Origin of the sequence: Cellulosimicrobium cellulans, assembly GCF_016907755.1 — a bacterium.
In the GTDB taxonomy this organism is placed as follows: domain Bacteria; phylum Actinomycetota; class Actinomycetes; order Actinomycetales; family Cellulomonadaceae; genus Cellulosimicrobium; species Cellulosimicrobium cellulans_D.
On record NZ_JAFBCN010000001.1, the window covers coordinates 122,483 to 136,739 of the forward strand.

The 14,257-nt window shown below is 75.9% G+C and carries 11 protein-coding genes; 6 read left to right on the forward strand and 5 right to left on the reverse strand.

Annotated elements, in window-relative coordinates:
• Positions 1-183: 183 nt before the first annotated feature.
• From JOE63_RS00535 to JOE63_RS00545, 3 genes are all read left to right on the forward strand, one after another.
• Entirely contained in the window at positions 184-1,392 is a 1,209-nt protein-coding gene (locus tag JOE63_RS00535) for a beta-ketoacyl-[acyl-carrier-protein] synthase family protein (protein WP_087470287.1), read from the forward strand.
• A 102-nt stretch (positions 1,393-1,494) separates the two neighbouring features.
• Complete coding sequence (locus JOE63_RS00540; RefSeq protein WP_204538261.1) at positions 1,495-2,031, forward strand: O-acetyl-ADP-ribose deacetylase; 537 nt, start codon at positions 1,495-1,497, stop codon at positions 2,029-2,031.
• 112 nt (positions 2,032-2,143) lie between these two features.
• The gene (locus JOE63_RS00545) at positions 2,144-2,362 is read left to right on the forward strand and encodes a PspC domain-containing protein (RefSeq protein ID WP_087470289.1); all 219 of its coding nucleotides are present in this window, start codon (positions 2,144-2,146) and stop codon (positions 2,360-2,362) included.
• Between the two features lie 100 nt (positions 2,363-2,462).
• Here the strand turns inward: JOE63_RS00545 and JOE63_RS00550 are convergent, their stop codons facing one another.
• A complete protein-coding gene (locus tag JOE63_RS00550; protein WP_204538263.1) occupies positions 2,463-5,528 on the reverse strand; it encodes an esterase-like activity of phytase family protein in 3,066 nt (1,021 codons plus the stop codon).
• 422 nt (positions 5,529-5,950) lie between these two features.
• On the opposite strand from JOE63_RS00550, the gene JOE63_RS00555 reads away from it, so the two are divergent.
• Positions 5,951-7,978 carry a hypothetical protein gene (locus JOE63_RS00555; RefSeq protein WP_087470291.1) on the forward strand — a complete coding sequence of 676 codons (2,028 nt, stop codon included), beginning with the start codon at positions 5,951-5,953 and terminating at the stop codon, positions 7,976-7,978.
• A 218-nt stretch (positions 7,979-8,196) separates the two neighbouring features.
• Positions 8,197-9,006, forward strand: coding sequence for a hypothetical protein (locus tag JOE63_RS00560; RefSeq protein WP_204538265.1), 810 nt, complete (start codon positions 8,197-8,199; stop codon positions 9,004-9,006).
• Here JOE63_RS00560 and JOE63_RS00565 read toward each other — a convergent pair.
• Genes JOE63_RS00565 through JOE63_RS00575 form a run of 3 tightly spaced genes read right to left on the reverse strand, consistent with a single transcriptional unit; the run spans position 8,972 to position 11,461 of the window.
• Entirely contained in the window at positions 8,972-9,568 is a 597-nt protein-coding gene (locus JOE63_RS00565; protein WP_204538267.1) for a GNAT family N-acetyltransferase, read from the reverse strand. The two genes, JOE63_RS00560 and JOE63_RS00565, sit on opposite strands and share 35 nt — an antisense overlap.
• A gap of 40 nt (positions 9,569-9,608) precedes the next feature.
• Positions 9,609-10,460: an ABC transporter permease gene (locus JOE63_RS00570; RefSeq protein ID WP_204538269.1), complete on the reverse strand. Its 852-nt coding sequence runs from the start codon at positions 10,458-10,460 to the stop codon at positions 9,609-9,611.
• A complete protein-coding gene (locus tag JOE63_RS00575; protein ID WP_204538271.1) occupies positions 10,457-11,461 on the reverse strand; it encodes an ATP-binding cassette domain-containing protein in 1,005 nt (334 codons plus the stop codon). The genes JOE63_RS00570 and JOE63_RS00575 overlap by 4 nt, the downstream gene beginning before the upstream one ends.
• Positions 11,462-11,580: 119 nt before the next feature.
• Between JOE63_RS00575 and JOE63_RS00580 the strand changes: the two genes are divergently transcribed.
• Positions 11,581-12,456 (forward strand): TetR/AcrR family transcriptional regulator, encoded by an 876-nt coding sequence (locus tag JOE63_RS00580; protein ID WP_204538274.1) that lies wholly within the window; start codon positions 11,581-11,583, stop codon positions 12,454-12,456.
• A gap of 66 nt (positions 12,457-12,522) precedes the next feature.
• Here JOE63_RS00580 and JOE63_RS00585 read toward each other — a convergent pair whose 3' ends face one another.
• On the reverse strand, positions 12,523-14,241 hold the full coding sequence (locus JOE63_RS00585; RefSeq protein ID WP_204538277.1) for a CHAT domain-containing protein: 1,719 nt from the start codon (positions 14,239-14,241) through the stop codon (positions 12,523-12,525).
• Positions 14,242-14,257 lie beyond the last annotated feature (16 nt).

The window sequence follows — 14,257 nt, forward strand, 5'->3', positions numbered from 1 at the left end:
CGGACGCGTCCTTGCGGGCCCACCGTGGTCGGATGACCGACCCGCCGCTTCACTCGTGGTGAGTGACAGCGTGCGCACTGTCACACTGTCGGACAAGACAAACCCCATACGGATGTCTTGAAATGGGACCCATCGACCACATCCGTCGTCCGACGAGGCGACGCCCGCAGGTAGGGGGACACCATGACACGAGCCGTCGTCACCGGCTACGGGGCGGTGACCCCGGTCGGGCTCACCGCGAGCGACACCTGGGACGCGCTGCTGCGCGGAGAGCCCGGGGTGCACGCCATCAAGGAGGACTGGGCCGCCGACCTGCCCGTGCGCATCGCGGCACGGGTGGACGACGCGTTCGCGGAGGGGCTCGCCGTGCGCGAGGCGCGCCGCACGGACCGGGCGGAACAGCTCACGCTCGTCGCGGGCCGCGAGGCCTGGGCGTCCGCGGGGTCGCCCGACGTCGACCCCACGCGCCTCGCGGTCGTCGTCGGGTCCGCGAACGGCGGCATCGCGACGACGCTCGACCAGTCCCACGTGCTCGACGAGCAGGGACCCCGCCGCGTCTCGCCGCACACGGTCACCATGCTCATGGCCAACGGTCCCGCGGCGTGGCTGTCGATCGACCTGGGCGCCAAGGCGGGCGCGCGTGCGCCGATCAGCGCGTGCGCCGCGGGGTCCGAGGCGATCACGATGGGTCGCGAGATGATCCTCGCCGGGTCGGCGGACGTCGTCGTGTGCGGCGGGGTGGAGGCGGGCGTCCGGCCGTTCTCCCTCGCCGCCTTCGCCGCGGCGCGCGCCATGTCGACCCGCAACGACGAGCCCGAGCGAGCGTCGCGCCCGTTCGACGTGCACCGGGACGGCTTCGTCATGGGCGAGGGGGCGACGCTCCTCGTCCTCGAGAGCGAGGAGCACGCCCGGGCGCGCGGTGCCGCGGTGCACGGCGTCGTGGCCGGGGCCGCGCTGACGTCGGACGCGTTCGACATCGTCGGCGGGGACCCGGAGAACCAGGCGCGGACGATCGGGATGGCCCTGCGCTCGGCGGGCCTCTCCCCCGGTGACGTCGGCCTCGTCCACGCGCACGCGACGTCGACCCCCGTGGGCGACGTCAACGAGTCGGACGCCCTGCACGCGGCGCTCGGCATGCCCCCGCCCGTGACGAGCACCAAGGGCGCGACGGGCCACCTGCTCGGTGCCTCGGGCGCGCTGGGCATCCTCGTCGCGCTGCTCGCCGTGCGGGACGGACGCGTGCCGCCCACGCTCAACCTCGACGCGCTGGACCCGGCGATCGACCTCGACGTCGTCCACGGCACCGCCCGGGACACGACCGCCCGCCACGCGCTGGTCAACGCGTTCGGCTTCGGCGGCCACAGCGCGAGCGTGGTCGTCTCGCGCGACTGACCCCTCACGCCGAGAACGGGGTTGCTGTCGTTCTCGGCGCCAGAACGCGAAGAACCTCGTGCTCGACGGCGAGCAACGTCGTGCTCGCGTGAGGATGGGGGCATGGACCTCGACGCCCGGCTCGCCGACATCACGACGCTCACGGTCGACGCGATCGTCAACGCCGCCAACTCGTCGCTGCTGGGCGGCGGGGGCGTGGACGGCGCGATCCACGCCGCGGCGGGGCCCCGGCTCCTGGAGGAGTGCCGCCGGATCCGACGCACGACCCTCCCCGACGGCCTGCCCGTCGGCGACGCCGTCGCGACCGGCGCCTACGACCTCCCCGCCCGCTGGGTGATCCACACGGTCGGACCGGACCGCCACCGCGGCCAGACCGACCCCGCGCTGCTCGCGTCGTGCTTCACGCGCTCGCTCGACGTCGCCGCGGGCCTCGGCGCCGCGACCGTCGCCTTCCCGGCCGTGAGCGCGGGCGTCTACGGCTGGGACGTCGACGACGTCGCGCGGGTCGCGGTCGGGGCCGTGCGCGGGTGGTCCGCGGTCCGTCCGAGCGCCGACCCCGGCGCCGGCGTCACGGCGGTGACGTTCGCGCTCGCGTCGCCCCGCGCCCTGGCCGCGTTCGAGGCCGCACTCGGGAGCTGAGCCAGGCCCTCCGGGTGCTGAGCCAGGGGTCAGGGTCGGCGCCGGGAGGATCAGGGTCGGTTCGGGGGACTTCCCGATACCGCCGCGACGAGCGTGCTCCTACCGTCGAGGGATGAGCACCTCAGACGCCTCCGCAGCCTCGTTCCGGCCGACCCTGTCCCGGCCGCGCCACGGTCGGATGATCGCGGGCGTGTGCGCAGGGATCGCCCGCCGGTTCGGGTGGGACCCGACCGTCGTGCGCATCGTCGCCGCGGTCTCGATCCTGCTCCCCGGCCCGCAGGTCATCGCCTACCTCATCCTCTGGGCCCTCATGCCCGACGACCGCGACTGACCCGGTCGCGCCGGTCGCCCGGACGGTCGAACCCGGGGTCGCGGGTGGTCTCGGGCTCGAGACCACCCGCAACCCCGGGTTCGGCGTGGTGCGGCGCCCGCTAGCCCGGGAGCCCGCGCATGCGGCGCCGGGCGACGACGATCGTCGCGCCGCCCGCGACCAGCACGACGGCGAGGCCCACCAGGGCACCGACGTGCGCGCCGGTCGTGGCGAGCCCGTCCGGCCGGCCCGGCTGCTCGCCGTCCGACCCGCCGGGCGCGCCGTCCGTCGCGAGGACCTCGAGCTCCGTCCACAGGACGCGGCCGTCCACCTGCCCGACGAGCGCGAACCGGTGCAGGCCCGCCGCGGCGTCGGCCGGGACGGTCACGGTCGCCGTGAGCGTGCCCGACGCGTCGGCGCGGTACATCCCGAGGTCCGTCGGCGTGGAGAAGAGGGTCGCGGAGACCCACTCGCCGGGCACGAAGCCCTCGGCCGTCGCCGTGACCTGCGCGCCCGCGCGCACGCGCGCCGGGGAGAGCGTGACGCCGCCGTGGTTCGCGTCGGTGAGGTCGTCGGCACCCACGGTGTGCCGCGGGGACGACGGCGGCTCCTCGCCCGCGCCGGGCGTCTCGCCGGGCTCGCCCGGACCACCCGGGTTCTCGCCGTCGAGGTGAGCCTCGAAGACGTCGGTCGCCGCGCCGAGGCTCAGGAGCACCGTCTCGCCCGTCGCGTCGGCGAGGCCGTCGTTGTCGGTGATCGCCCAGACGGTGCCGTCGCCGCCGACCGTGAGGCCCTCGAGCTTCTCCTGCGTCCAGCCGCTCGTGGCGCGCAGGTCGGGCAGGACGTCGTGCGCGAGCGTCTTGGTCACCGCGACCGGCGTCGTCGACGCGGCCCCGACGGCGACGGCCGGCACGTCGACCGCGTAGACACGCTTGACCGTGGCGGCGGGGCCGTTGAGCTTGTCGCGCTCGATCACGGCGAGCGTGTCGTGGTCGACGACGGTCACCTCGCTCAGGCCCATCCAGTCGCCGCCCGTCGTGGTCTGCTCGAGCGGGTACGCGAACCAGTCCCACGTGCCCGAGGCGACGTCGTAGCGGCCCAGGCGCGCGGTGCCCGCCGTGCCGCCCTCGTCGGTGGTCAGGCCGCGCTGGAGCGCGACCCACACCTGCTCGCCCGCGCCCGCGGCTCCGTCGGCCGTCGAGACCGCCGGAGCGACCGCGACGCCCTCGATGCCCTGCTTGCCGAGACCCGCGGCGACGCCCTCGGGGAGCGCCACGGACTCGACGACCGCGCCCGCGGCGTCGACGCGCACGATCGCGTTCTCCGCGCCCTTCGCGCCCTCGACGCCGAGCCAGAACCCGCCGTCGGCGCGCGCCGCGACACCCTCGACGTCGAGGCCCACGGGGGCGCCGTCGCGCGTGAGGGGCACGGTCCGGTCGATGACCGCCGGGGAGCCCTGGCCGTAGCCGCGCACGTCGAGCGACAGGAGCTGCGTCGTGGAGTACGCGGCGTCGGTCGCCGTCCACAGGCGCTGGGGATCGGCCGGATCGGCGGTCAGCGCGCCGAGCGCGCCCCAGCCGATCGGGGCGCCGGCCTGCGGACCCTCGGTCGCGTCCGCGGAGACGACGCTGGGGAACTGCGGCGACCCCGCGCCGTCGGCCCACTGCGCGCCGAGGCCGAACACCGTGACGGCCGACCGCACGCCCGCACCGGCGTCGTCCTCCTCGCTCGACACGACGAGCAGGTCGCGCCCCGGCACGACGAGCAGGCCCTCGGGGCCGTTGGTCGTCGCGAGCACCTGGACGAACCGCGGGGCGCTCGGGTCGGAGACGTCGTAGACGGCGACGAAGTTCGAGCGCTCCGAGCCGACGAACGCGTAGCGCGTCCCGCCGAGCGTCGCGACGGCCAGGCCCTCGGGCTCGACGCCCTTCTTGGCCGCGCGGTCCTCCGTGTGCAGGCCGACGCGGACCGCGAGGCGCTCGAGCTCCGCGCCCGCGTCCCACACGACCTCGCCCGACGCCGCGTCGAACACCGACCAGCCGCGCGAGCCGCCCTTCCAGTCGCCCTCGTTCGCGGTCGCGACGTGCGCGTCGTCGAGCCAGCCGATCGCGTCGGGCTCGCGCGGCGTCGCCGGGATCGACCCTGTCTGGTCGATGACGCCGTCCTTCTTCACGTCGATCCCGGACACGGCGACCGCGCCCGCGGAGAAGACGGTCTCGACCTCGCCCGTGGCGAGGTCGACGACGGCGACGCCGTTGTTCTCCTGGAGCGTCACCGCGACCTTGGTGCCCGCAGGGTTGACGGCGACGTACTCGGGCTCGGGGTCCTGCGGGGTGTCGAGGCCGGCGGCCTCGACGACCGGGAGCGGCGCGCCGGCCTCGTCGAGGAAGGAGACGGCGCGGGTCGACCAGGCCGCCGGGTCGTCGCCGGGCAGGTCGAGGATCTGCAGGAAGCCGCCGGGGAGCTGCGGGAGGTCGCCCTCGTCGCCACCCTCGGGCGTCGCCTCCTCGTCGCGCTGGTTCTCGATCGCGACGACGGCGTGCGTGCCGTCGGGCGTGACGGCGACGGAGTCGGGCTGACCGCCGAGGTCGAGCGACCGCACGCGCTCGCGCGTCGCGAGGTCGACGACGTCGAGGCGCCCGCTCGGCTCCGTGAAGCTCACGGACGTGTCCACCACGACGAGGACGTACCCACCGACGATCGCGACCGACGTCGGCTCGTCGTGCTCCGACCCGAGCTCGGCGAGGCTCAGCGTGCCCAGGCCCTGCGGTGCGCTCGGGTCCGTGATGTCGAGGAAGCCGATGCGGCGCGCGAGCGCGTCCGTGTGGACGACCGTGCGTCCGTCCTCGCTCACCGCCGAGATCTCGGCGACCGTCTCGCTGGCGGCGTCCTCGCCGGCCGGGCGGTTCTGGAACACGGGGTACGTGGCGAGGCGGTGGAACGTCTCGTCCGCGGCGGGGGCCGTCCAGGCGGCGTCCGTCGCGAGGCCGAGCGCCGCCGTCGGGGCCGACGCCACCGCGCCGGCCGGGTGCGCGGGCGCCGCGGCGAGCGCGGGCAGCGCGCCCAGGCCCAGGGTGAGCGTCGCGCCCGTGGCGACGAGCGCGGCGAGGCGCGTGCGGCGGGCCCGGGCGCGCACGGGGGTGCGCGCCGTGGTGCGCTGACGAGCCTGCTCAGGGATGGCTGACATGTCTCTCCTTCGACGAGGGTCGAGCAGAGGGTGGTGGCCCGCGGTGGCGTGGCGGCGACCGGATCCGGGCCGACGGGTGGCCGTCGGATGAACAGTGCGCGGCACCGCTCGCGAGAGCCCGCGAGGGCCCCGGCGCGGGCGCCAGTTGCTCCGGGCGACAAGTCCGGCACCGGAGTACCTGATACTTCGGCCCCGTGACCGAATCGTGACGGCGAAAGTACCTAGTACTCGCTGTCCGCCCTGTCATGGCGGTTGCTAGCGTCGTTCGGGATTTACCTGCTACTCCACGTCCCGCCAACGTTGGCGGGCGTGGTCCCGACGCCCTCCCGCGGCGGGCACGCACGTGACCCCGCCTCTCTCCCGCTCCTCTCCCCTCTTGCCGACCGCCCCGCGACGACGCCGGGCGCGAGGAAGGACGACCGATGACGCAGCACGCCTCTCCCCGACCGTCGCGCACGCACACGGTCCTCACGTCCGTCGCGCTCGCCGTGCTCGCCCTCGCGGTGGCCGGCCTGATCGCGTTCCTGCTCGTGTACAACAGCAAGGTCGCCGACGGCGCGACCCGGCTCGACGACGGCGCCGCCCAGCTCTCCGACGGCGCGTCGACGCTCGCCGACGGCACCGCCGAGGCGCAGGACGGCGCCCAGCGCCTCGCCGACGGGGCCGGCGACCTGCGCGACGGCGCCGGCGACCTCGTCGCCGGGGCGCAGCAGGCGTCCGACGGCGCGGCCCAGCTCGCGACCGGTGGCACCACCGCGCTCGACGGGGCGACCGAGCTCGCCGCCGGAGCGGACGAGCTGAACGCCGGAGCCGCCCGCCTCGCCGCGGGGACGGGCGACGCCGCGAGCGGAGCGGCACGCCTCGCCACCGGCAGCAAGGACCTCGACGCCGGGGCCGCCCGCCTCGCCGCCGGCAACGCGCGTGCCGCGGACGGCGCGTCGCAGATCGCCACGGGAGCGGGCGACCTCAGCACGGGCGCCGGCGACCTGAGCGCCGGGGCCGCCCGCGCCGCGACCGGCTCCGCCGACCTCGCGTCCGGTGCCGGTCGGCTCGCGACGGGGGCCGGCACCCTCGCCGCAGGGACGACCGAGCTCCGGGCCGGCGTGCGCGAGAGCCTCGGCGCAGGTGTCCAGGCCCTCGACCAGGGCCAGGCGCAGCTCTCCGGCGGTGCAGCACGCCTCGCCGGCGGTGTCGCCGCGGCGCGTGCCGGGGTCGACACGATCCAGGCCGGGGTCGACCAGCTGCGGGGAGGTGCGACCCAGGTGCGCGGCGGCGCGGTCACCCTCGGAGGCGGCGCCGACCAGCTGCAGGGTTCTGCCGGCGAGCTCCAGCGCTCGGCCGTGACCGTCGGGACCAACCTGGACGGCCTCGCGGCACAGCTGGACAAGATCGCGCGCGGCGAGGTCGCGGCGACGCCGGAGACCCTCGGGACGATCGCCGCGAACCTCCGCGCGCTGGGCAACGGCACCGAGTCGTCGCCCGGCGCCTCCGCGCAGATCGCGGTCGGCGCGGGGCGGCTGGCGACGGGCGCCCGCGGGCTCTCCGTGGGAGCGGGCGAGGTCACCGCCGGCATCGACCAGCTCTCGGCCGGACTCGCGACCGGCACCCCGGAACGGCCCGGGCTCACCGCGGGGCTCGCGCAGCTTCGCGCGGGCCTCGGCGAGGGCACTCCCACGCAGCCGGGCCTCGCAGCGGGGGTCCAGCAGCTCCGAACGGGCATCGACGTCCAGCTCGCGGGCGGCATCGACGCGCTGGCCACCGGCGCCACGACCCTGGACGGCAAGATCGGCGAGCTCGAGACCGGTGCCGCGACGCTCCACGGGAAGGTCGGCGAGCTCAGCGCCGGCGCCTCGAAGGTCGCGGACGGCAACGCCGACCTCGCCGCGGGCGCCGCGCGCGTGAGCGGCGGCAGCGCGCTCCTCGCGACGAAGACCTCCGAGCTCGCGACCGGCACGTCCGACCTCGCCGCCGGCGCCGCCGACCTCCGGGCCGGGACGACCAGGGCCGCCACAGGGGCCGCCGACCTCTCCGCGGGCACGGTGAGGCTGCGCACGGGCGCCGGTGACCTGTTCGCCGGGACGACGCGGCTGGAGGACGGGACGCTGCGCCTGCAGAACGGCCTCACGACGCTGTCGACCGGCGCGACGGCCCTCGCTGCGGGCAACGCCGCGCTCGCCGAGGGCTCGACGACGCTGCACGCCGGCACGACGACGCTCGCCGACGGCGCGTCGAAGCTGCACGACGGCAGCACCCGCATCGCGGACGGCGCGGCGGCGCTCTCCGACGGCACGGGAACCCTCTCCGACGGCACGACGGAGCTCAAGGACAGCGTCGAGAACAGCCCCGTCGGACGGGTGTCGCTCGGCATGTCGGCGCTCGTCGGCGGGACCGTGCTCGCGGGCGTCGCGGGCGTCGGGCTCGGGCTGCGCCGTCGGCTCGCGGCGGTCTGACCGACCGTCGCGCACGGCCGGGCGGCCCCTCCTCACCGCCCGGCCCTCGGCTCGAGGGCGGCTTCACGTCGACGGTGTCGCCCTCGCGGGCGGCGGCCCCGGTGGACAGGACTCCGGGACCGCCGCCCTTCTTCGTGCGCGCCGACCGCGGGCCCGGTCCGGTCCCCCGGCGCGAACCCGGCACGGGCCACCGGACCGGCACGGGCTACCGTAACCGCGTGACGCTGCTCCTCAAGCTCGTGCTGGCGCCTGCCCTGGTGGTCGCGTCCACGCTCGCCGGGCGGCGCTGGGGATCCCGGCTCACCGGTGTGCTCGTCGGGCTTCCCGTCGTGGCCGGGCCGATCCTGCTCATCACCACGCTCGACCACGGCACCGCGTTCGGCGCCGCCGCCGCCTCCTCGGCGCTCCTCGGCCTCACGTCCCTCGCGCTGTTCGCCGTGGTGTTCGGCTGGTGCTCCCGCCGGACGAGGTGGCTCGGTGCGCTCGCGGCGTCCTGGGCCGCGTGCCTCGTGGCGGACGTCGCCCTCGCCCGGCTGACGCTTCCCGCCGGGATCGCGTTCGTGGTGGCGCTCGCGTCGTTCTGGGGCGCGTCCCGCGTCATGCCGCCCGATGCGCCGGGTCCTCCGCCGTCGGCCGTCCCGTCGCCCTGGTGGGACCTTCCCGCCCGGGCCGCGACGACGGCTGCGCTCGTCCTCGCCGTCACCACCGCGTCGGGCGCGCTCGGGCCGGCGATGACGGGCGTGCTCGCGCCGTTCCCGATCGCGTCGAGCGTGGTCGCCGCGTTCGCGCTCGCGCAGCGCGGGTCGGCCGAGACCGTCCGCCTCCTGCGGGGACTGCTCGCCGGGCTCACCGGGTTCGCAGTCTTCTGCCTCCTCGTCGCGCTCCTCGTGGAACGCCTCGGTGTCGCCGCGGCGTTCTCGGTCGCGCTGGCCGCCAGCCTGGCCGTCCAGGCCGTCGTCCCCCTCGCCGGGCGGCTCGCCGCACCGGCCGCGGTCACGACGCGACGTCCCGGGCGCGGCTCATGGTGACGTACGCCGAGAACCCCGCCCGTCGGGCGAACCGCACCGGGCGGCGCCCGGTCTCCACGAACCCGAGCTTGCGGTAGAGCCCGAGCGCGGGAGCGTTGGTGTCCTTGATGTCGCGCAGCACGAGCTCGTCGTACGGCAGCTCCATCAGGTGGCGCACGAGCGCGGTGCCCACGCCCCGGCCCTGGTGCTCCGGCGCGGTCGTGACGAACCCGACCTCGGCGAGGCCGTCCCGCGCGCCGTCGTACGCGCCGAGGAACTGGCTCCGGACGATCCGGTAGCTGATCGCGCCGTGGACACGACCCAACGCGTCCCGGAAGGGACGTCTCTCGGGGGCGAAGCACTCCTGCGCGCCCTCGGTGACCGAGGCGACGGCGGCGGGCTCGCCGTCGACGACGGCGACGTAGAACCGTTCGAGGACGAGCATGTGCGCGAACGCGTCCGCCAGCACGCGCGGGTCCTTCGAGAAGTACGCGAAGTCGTCCGCGAAGCCGCGTACGAGCACCTCGGTGATCCGCCGCCGGCTGCTCTCGCCGAGCTCGTCGCCACGCCTGACCTCGATCATGCGGTCCCTGCTCTCCGGGTGTGGTCGTCGCACGGGCGGTCTACCCACGACGACGGCGCGCGAACACGGCGGCCGCCGCGCCGAGGAAGGCCAGGACCAGGCCGGCGCACCACGCGAGGGCGAGGGCCGCCGTCGGTCCCAGGTCCGTGACCGGCGCGCCCGTCGAGTCCAGGCCGACGAGCAGGCCACGGATCGTCTCGATCACCGGCGTGACGGGCTGGTGCTCCGCGAACCCGCGCAGCCACGACGGCATGGTCTCCGGCGGCACGAACGCGCTCGACACGTACGGCAGGAACAGCATGAAGAAGCTGAACCCCCCGGCCGCCGCGGGCGAGCGCACGAGCACGCCCACGAAGGCCGCGACGCTCGTGATCGCGAGCACGTACGCGGCGACGACCCCGACGGCTCCCAGCCACTCGAGCGCGTCCGCGTCGGGCCGGAAGCCGATGAGGAAGGCGACGCCCAGCACGACGGCCGTCGTCACGAGGTTCTTCACGACGCTCGCCACGACGTGACCCACGAGCACCGTCCAGCTCGCGTTCGGCATCGACCGGAAGCGGTCCATGATGCCGCCGGACATGTCCTGCTCGACGGCGATCGCCGTGTTCGACGCCCCGTACCCCGCGCACAGCAGGATGATCCCCGGCGTCGCGTACGTGACGTAGTCCGTGCCGACGCTCATCGCGCCGCCGAACACGTACACGAACAGGATCATGAGCATCACCGGCAGCACGAGCGCGAGGACCAGCTCGTCCGGCTCACGGCGCACGAGCCTCAACGAGCGCGCGACCATCGTCCCGGCGTCGGCGAGCACGTGGCGGCCCGGCCTGGGCGCGGGCGCGGGGAGCCGCGCGGCCGTGCCCGACGGCGCGGTAACGGTCTGGGCGGTCATGCTGCGGTCTCCTCGTGCGCGGTCTCGGTCGTGCCGCCGTCCCGGTCGCGCGTCCGCGCGGCGTGGCCCGTCAGGGTGAGGAACACGTCGTCGAGCGTCGGCTCGCGCACCTCCCACCGCACGGGCTCGACGCCGGTCGCGGCCACCGCGGCGAGGACGCCACGCACGTGCTCGACCGACCCGTCGGTCGGCACGCGGAGCGTCGCGGAGGTGACGCCGAGCGCGTCCGTCCAGGGCCCAGCGGACGCGACCGACGTCGCCTCGGCGACCGACGCGAAGGTGAGCTCGATGCTCGCGTCGCCGACGCGGCGCTTGAGGTCGGACGGCGAGCCCTCGGCGACGATGCGGCCGTCGTCGACGAGCGCGACGCGGTCGGCGAGCTGGTCGGCCTCCTCGAGGTACTGCGTCGTGAGGAACAGGCTCGTGCCGTCGGCGACGACGCCGCGGATCACCTCCCACATGGTCTGGCGGCTGCGGGGGTCGAGGCCGGTGGTCGGCTCGTCGAGGAACATGACCTGGGGGCGGGTGAGGAGCCCGGCCGCCAGGTCGAGCCGACGGCGCATGCCGCCCGAGTACGTGCCGACGCGGCGGTCGGCGGCGGCGGCGAGGTCGAACGCGTCGAGGAGGCCGTCGACGCGGGCTCGTGCGGCCCGGCGCGGCAGGTGCGCGAGGCGACCCATCATCGTGAGGTTCTCGCGGCCCGACTGCTTCTCGTCGACCGCCGCGTACTGGCCGGTGAGGCTGATGGTCCCGCGCACGCGCGCGGCGTCGCGCACGACGTCGTGGCCCGCGACCGTCGCCGTGCCGCCGTCGGGGCGCAGGAGCGTGGCGAGGATGCGGACGGTGGTCGTCTTCCCCGCACCGTTGGGGCCGAGGAGGGCGAGGACCTCGCCGCGGTGCAGCGTGAGGTCCACGCCGTCGAGCACGCGCACCGACCTGCGGGCGGAGCCGTAGCTCTTGCGTAGGCCCTCGGCACGCACGAGCACGTCGGGTGCTGGCATGGGGACTCCCTGGGACGTGGTGAGAACGGTGTTGGAGAGAAACTGTTTATGAGCGCTGCTATTCTGCTGACGGTAGACACAGTTTCGCGAGCGGTCAAGGCCCGCGGGAGGATGACGACATGACCGGGACCGACGCCGACGACCGACCCAGCACCGACCGACCGGACGCCGGGACGGAGCTCCCGCCCGTCATCGCGCGCCTGTGGGGCCGCGGCACCGCCCCGCGGCGCGGCCCCAAGCCCGCGCTGACGGTCGAGCAGGTTGTGCGCGCCGCCGTCGACCTCGCCGACGCCGAGGGTCTGCCCGCCGTGTCCATGGCGCGTGTCGCCGAGTCGCTCGGGTACTCGTCGATGGCGCTCTACCGCTACGTCGAGAGCAAGGACGAGCTCCTCGTCCTCATGGCCGACGCCGCCGCGGACGTGCTCGAGCTGCCGCCCTACGACGAGGGCGACTGGCGCGCCGGGCTGGAGGCCTGGACGCGCGCGCAGATCGCGGGCGTCCTCGCGCGGCCCTGGTTCCTCGACCTGCCGCTGACGACGGCGCAGGTCGGGCCGAACCGCCTGCGCTGGATCGACCGCGGGTTCGCGATCCTCGCGCCGCTCGACCTGACGGTGGACGAGAAGCTGCAGATCGTCGGGCTCCTCGCCCAGCACGTGCTCGGCGAGGGCCGCGTCCAGGTCGAGACCCGGCGCGCGGCCGCGGAGGCCGTGCGCCGCGCCCAAGGCCTCCCCGCCGACACCCCCGAGGCCGACCTCGACGCGGACGCGGTCGCCGCCGCCAACCCGTACGCCGACTACGAGCTCGTGCTCACGCGGCTCGTCGACCCCGAGACCTACCCCGCGCTCACCGGGGCGCTCGCCAGCTGGACGCCGACGGCGGTCCAGCCCGACGACTGGGAGAGCGACATCGGCTTCGGCCTCGACATCCTCCTCGACGGGATCGAGGCGTTCGTCACCCAGCGCGCCACCGCCCGCGGGACCGCCGACCACGGCTGACCGCCGCACGGTGCCGGGTCCACGAGCGGGACGCCATCCCGCCCGCTCGCCCGGAGGCTCATCGGGTCAGGAGGTCGGCCAGGCCGGGGCGTCGGGCACCTGGACGTCGGGGAGGTCGGGGAGGTCCGGCACGTCGAACGTCGGGACGTCGATGCTGGGGATGTCCATGTCCTCCATCCGGTCGCGCAGCTCCTCCTGCCGGGTGCGGTTGTTCTCCTGGATGCAGGTGAGACGGGTCACGGGCCGGCCGGTGCACTCCTGGACGTCCGAGTCCGGGTCGCGCGGGGCGTCCGGCGCCTGGACGTAGCGGCCGTCGGCGTCGTGCTCACCCGGGCTCACCGGCAGCGCGGCGAGCGCTGCCACGCCGCCGAGCGCGAGGAGCAGCGTCGTGACGAGGAGGACCGCCGCGCCCAGCCCGGCACGGACGGCCGCTCCGGCGCCGACCGCCGGGCGCTCGTCCGACGCCGCGCGCTGCTGGGAGGCCACGCGCCAGGCGATCCACAGGCCCACCGCCACAGGCAGGACGAACGCGACGGCGGCGAGCGCCGCGACGGGTCGGGCGTCGCCGCGCGCGAACCCGCCCGGACCGATCGCGGCGACCACGATCGCGACGAGGCCCATGACCACCGTGCGCCGCACGACGGCGCCGCGCAGGCCGGACCGCAGGCCGGCGATGCGGGCCGCCCCCGTCGGGCCGGGCGGGAGGTATCCCAGGTCGCGCGTCTGCGTGACCATGGCGGCGTGCAGGACCGCGGAGGTCACGGCCGTGCCCGCGAGCACCACCCCGAGGCCGACGAGGAACCAGCGCACGACGACGGCGTCGCGCACCACGTAGAGCAGGGCGAGCCCCGCGAGCACGCCCACCCAGCCCACGACGACCGCCACGACGGTCCCGCCCCGGAACGGCGTCCGGCGCAGCGTGCGGCGCAGCAGGCCGCGCGGCACCCGGAGGAGGACGGGCAGCACGCGCAGGGCGGTGATCCCGGTCCACAGCAGGACGACGATCCCCCAGAGCGGCACGCTGCCGACGGAGGAGTCGCTCATCGAGAAGGCGACGACCAGCGCGACCGCCCCGACGAGCAGCACCGGCATCTCGACGAGGCGCAGGACCTGCTGCCACACGCTGAGGTGCAGCAGGTAGCCGGCCTCGGCATGCTCGGGGTTCATCGCGAGGACGCCGCTGTACCCCTTCGCGCTGCGCCCCGCGTCGAGGGCGAGCGCCGCGTCGAGGTAGAGCAGGTCCTCGTGCTCCGGGGCGACGGCGAGGCCCTGGCGCACGAGGGCGCGCGCCCGGTCGTCGTCGCCGAGCCGCGACCACAGCCGCGCGGCCTGCGCGAGCCGGTCGGGGTTCTCGGGCGCGAGCGCGAGCGCCGAGTCGATGCGCTCGCGCGCGAGCCTCCGGTCGGCGCCGCGCACGCGGCCCGACAGGTGGGTGTCGGCGAGCTGGAGGTGGTACCGCGCGTCGTCGGGGTCGAGCTCGAGCGCCCTCGCCGCGGCGTCGCGCGCGCCCGGCACGTCGCCCGTGTTCTGGCGCGCGACCGACAGCAGGTGGAGCGCGCCGTCGGCCGCGGGCTGCGCGCCGACGACCTGCTCCAGGAGCGGCAGCGCCTCGGCCGAGCGCTGCAGGTGCAGCCGCACCCAGGCCGCGGCGAGGAGCAGCCGCGGGTCGTCGGGCACGCTCGCGAGCGCGTCGTCGACCTCGTCGAGCGCGCGCTCGGGTCGCCCCATCTGGACGAGCAGCTCCGCGCGCGAGGCGACGGCGCGCGGGTCGGTCGTGGTCGTCACGGTCCGGGCCTCCGCG

Excerpts from the sequence above, each read along its gene's own strand:
- JOE63_RS00535 (WP_087470287.1), top strand. The coding sequence starts at position 184 with ATGACACGAGCCGTCGTCACCGGCTACGGGGCGGTGACCCCGGTCGGG.
- JOE63_RS00540 (WP_204538261.1), top strand. The coding sequence starts at position 1,495 with ATGGACCTCGACGCCCGGCTCGCCGACATCACGACGCTCACGGTCGAC.
- JOE63_RS00545 (WP_087470289.1), top strand. The coding sequence starts at position 2,144 with ATGAGCACCTCAGACGCCTCCGCAGCCTCGTTCCGGCCGACCCTGTCC.
- JOE63_RS00550 (WP_204538263.1), bottom strand. The coding sequence starts at position 5,528 with ATGTCAGCCATCCCTGAGCAGGCTCGTCAGCGCACCACGGCGCGCACC.
- JOE63_RS00555 (WP_087470291.1), top strand. The coding sequence starts at position 5,951 with ATGACGCAGCACGCCTCTCCCCGACCGTCGCGCACGCACACGGTCCTC.
- JOE63_RS00565 (WP_204538267.1), bottom strand. The coding sequence starts at position 9,568 with ATGATCGAGGTCAGGCGTGGCGACGAGCTCGGCGAGAGCAGCCGGCGG.
- JOE63_RS00570 (WP_204538269.1), bottom strand. The coding sequence starts at position 10,460 with ATGACCGCCCAGACCGTTACCGCGCCGTCGGGCACGGCCGCGCGGCTC.
- JOE63_RS00575 (WP_204538271.1), bottom strand. The coding sequence starts at position 11,461 with ATGCCAGCACCCGACGTGCTCGTGCGTGCCGAGGGCCTACGCAAGAGC.
- JOE63_RS00580 (WP_204538274.1), top strand. The coding sequence starts at position 11,581 with ATGACCGGGACCGACGCCGACGACCGACCCAGCACCGACCGACCGGAC.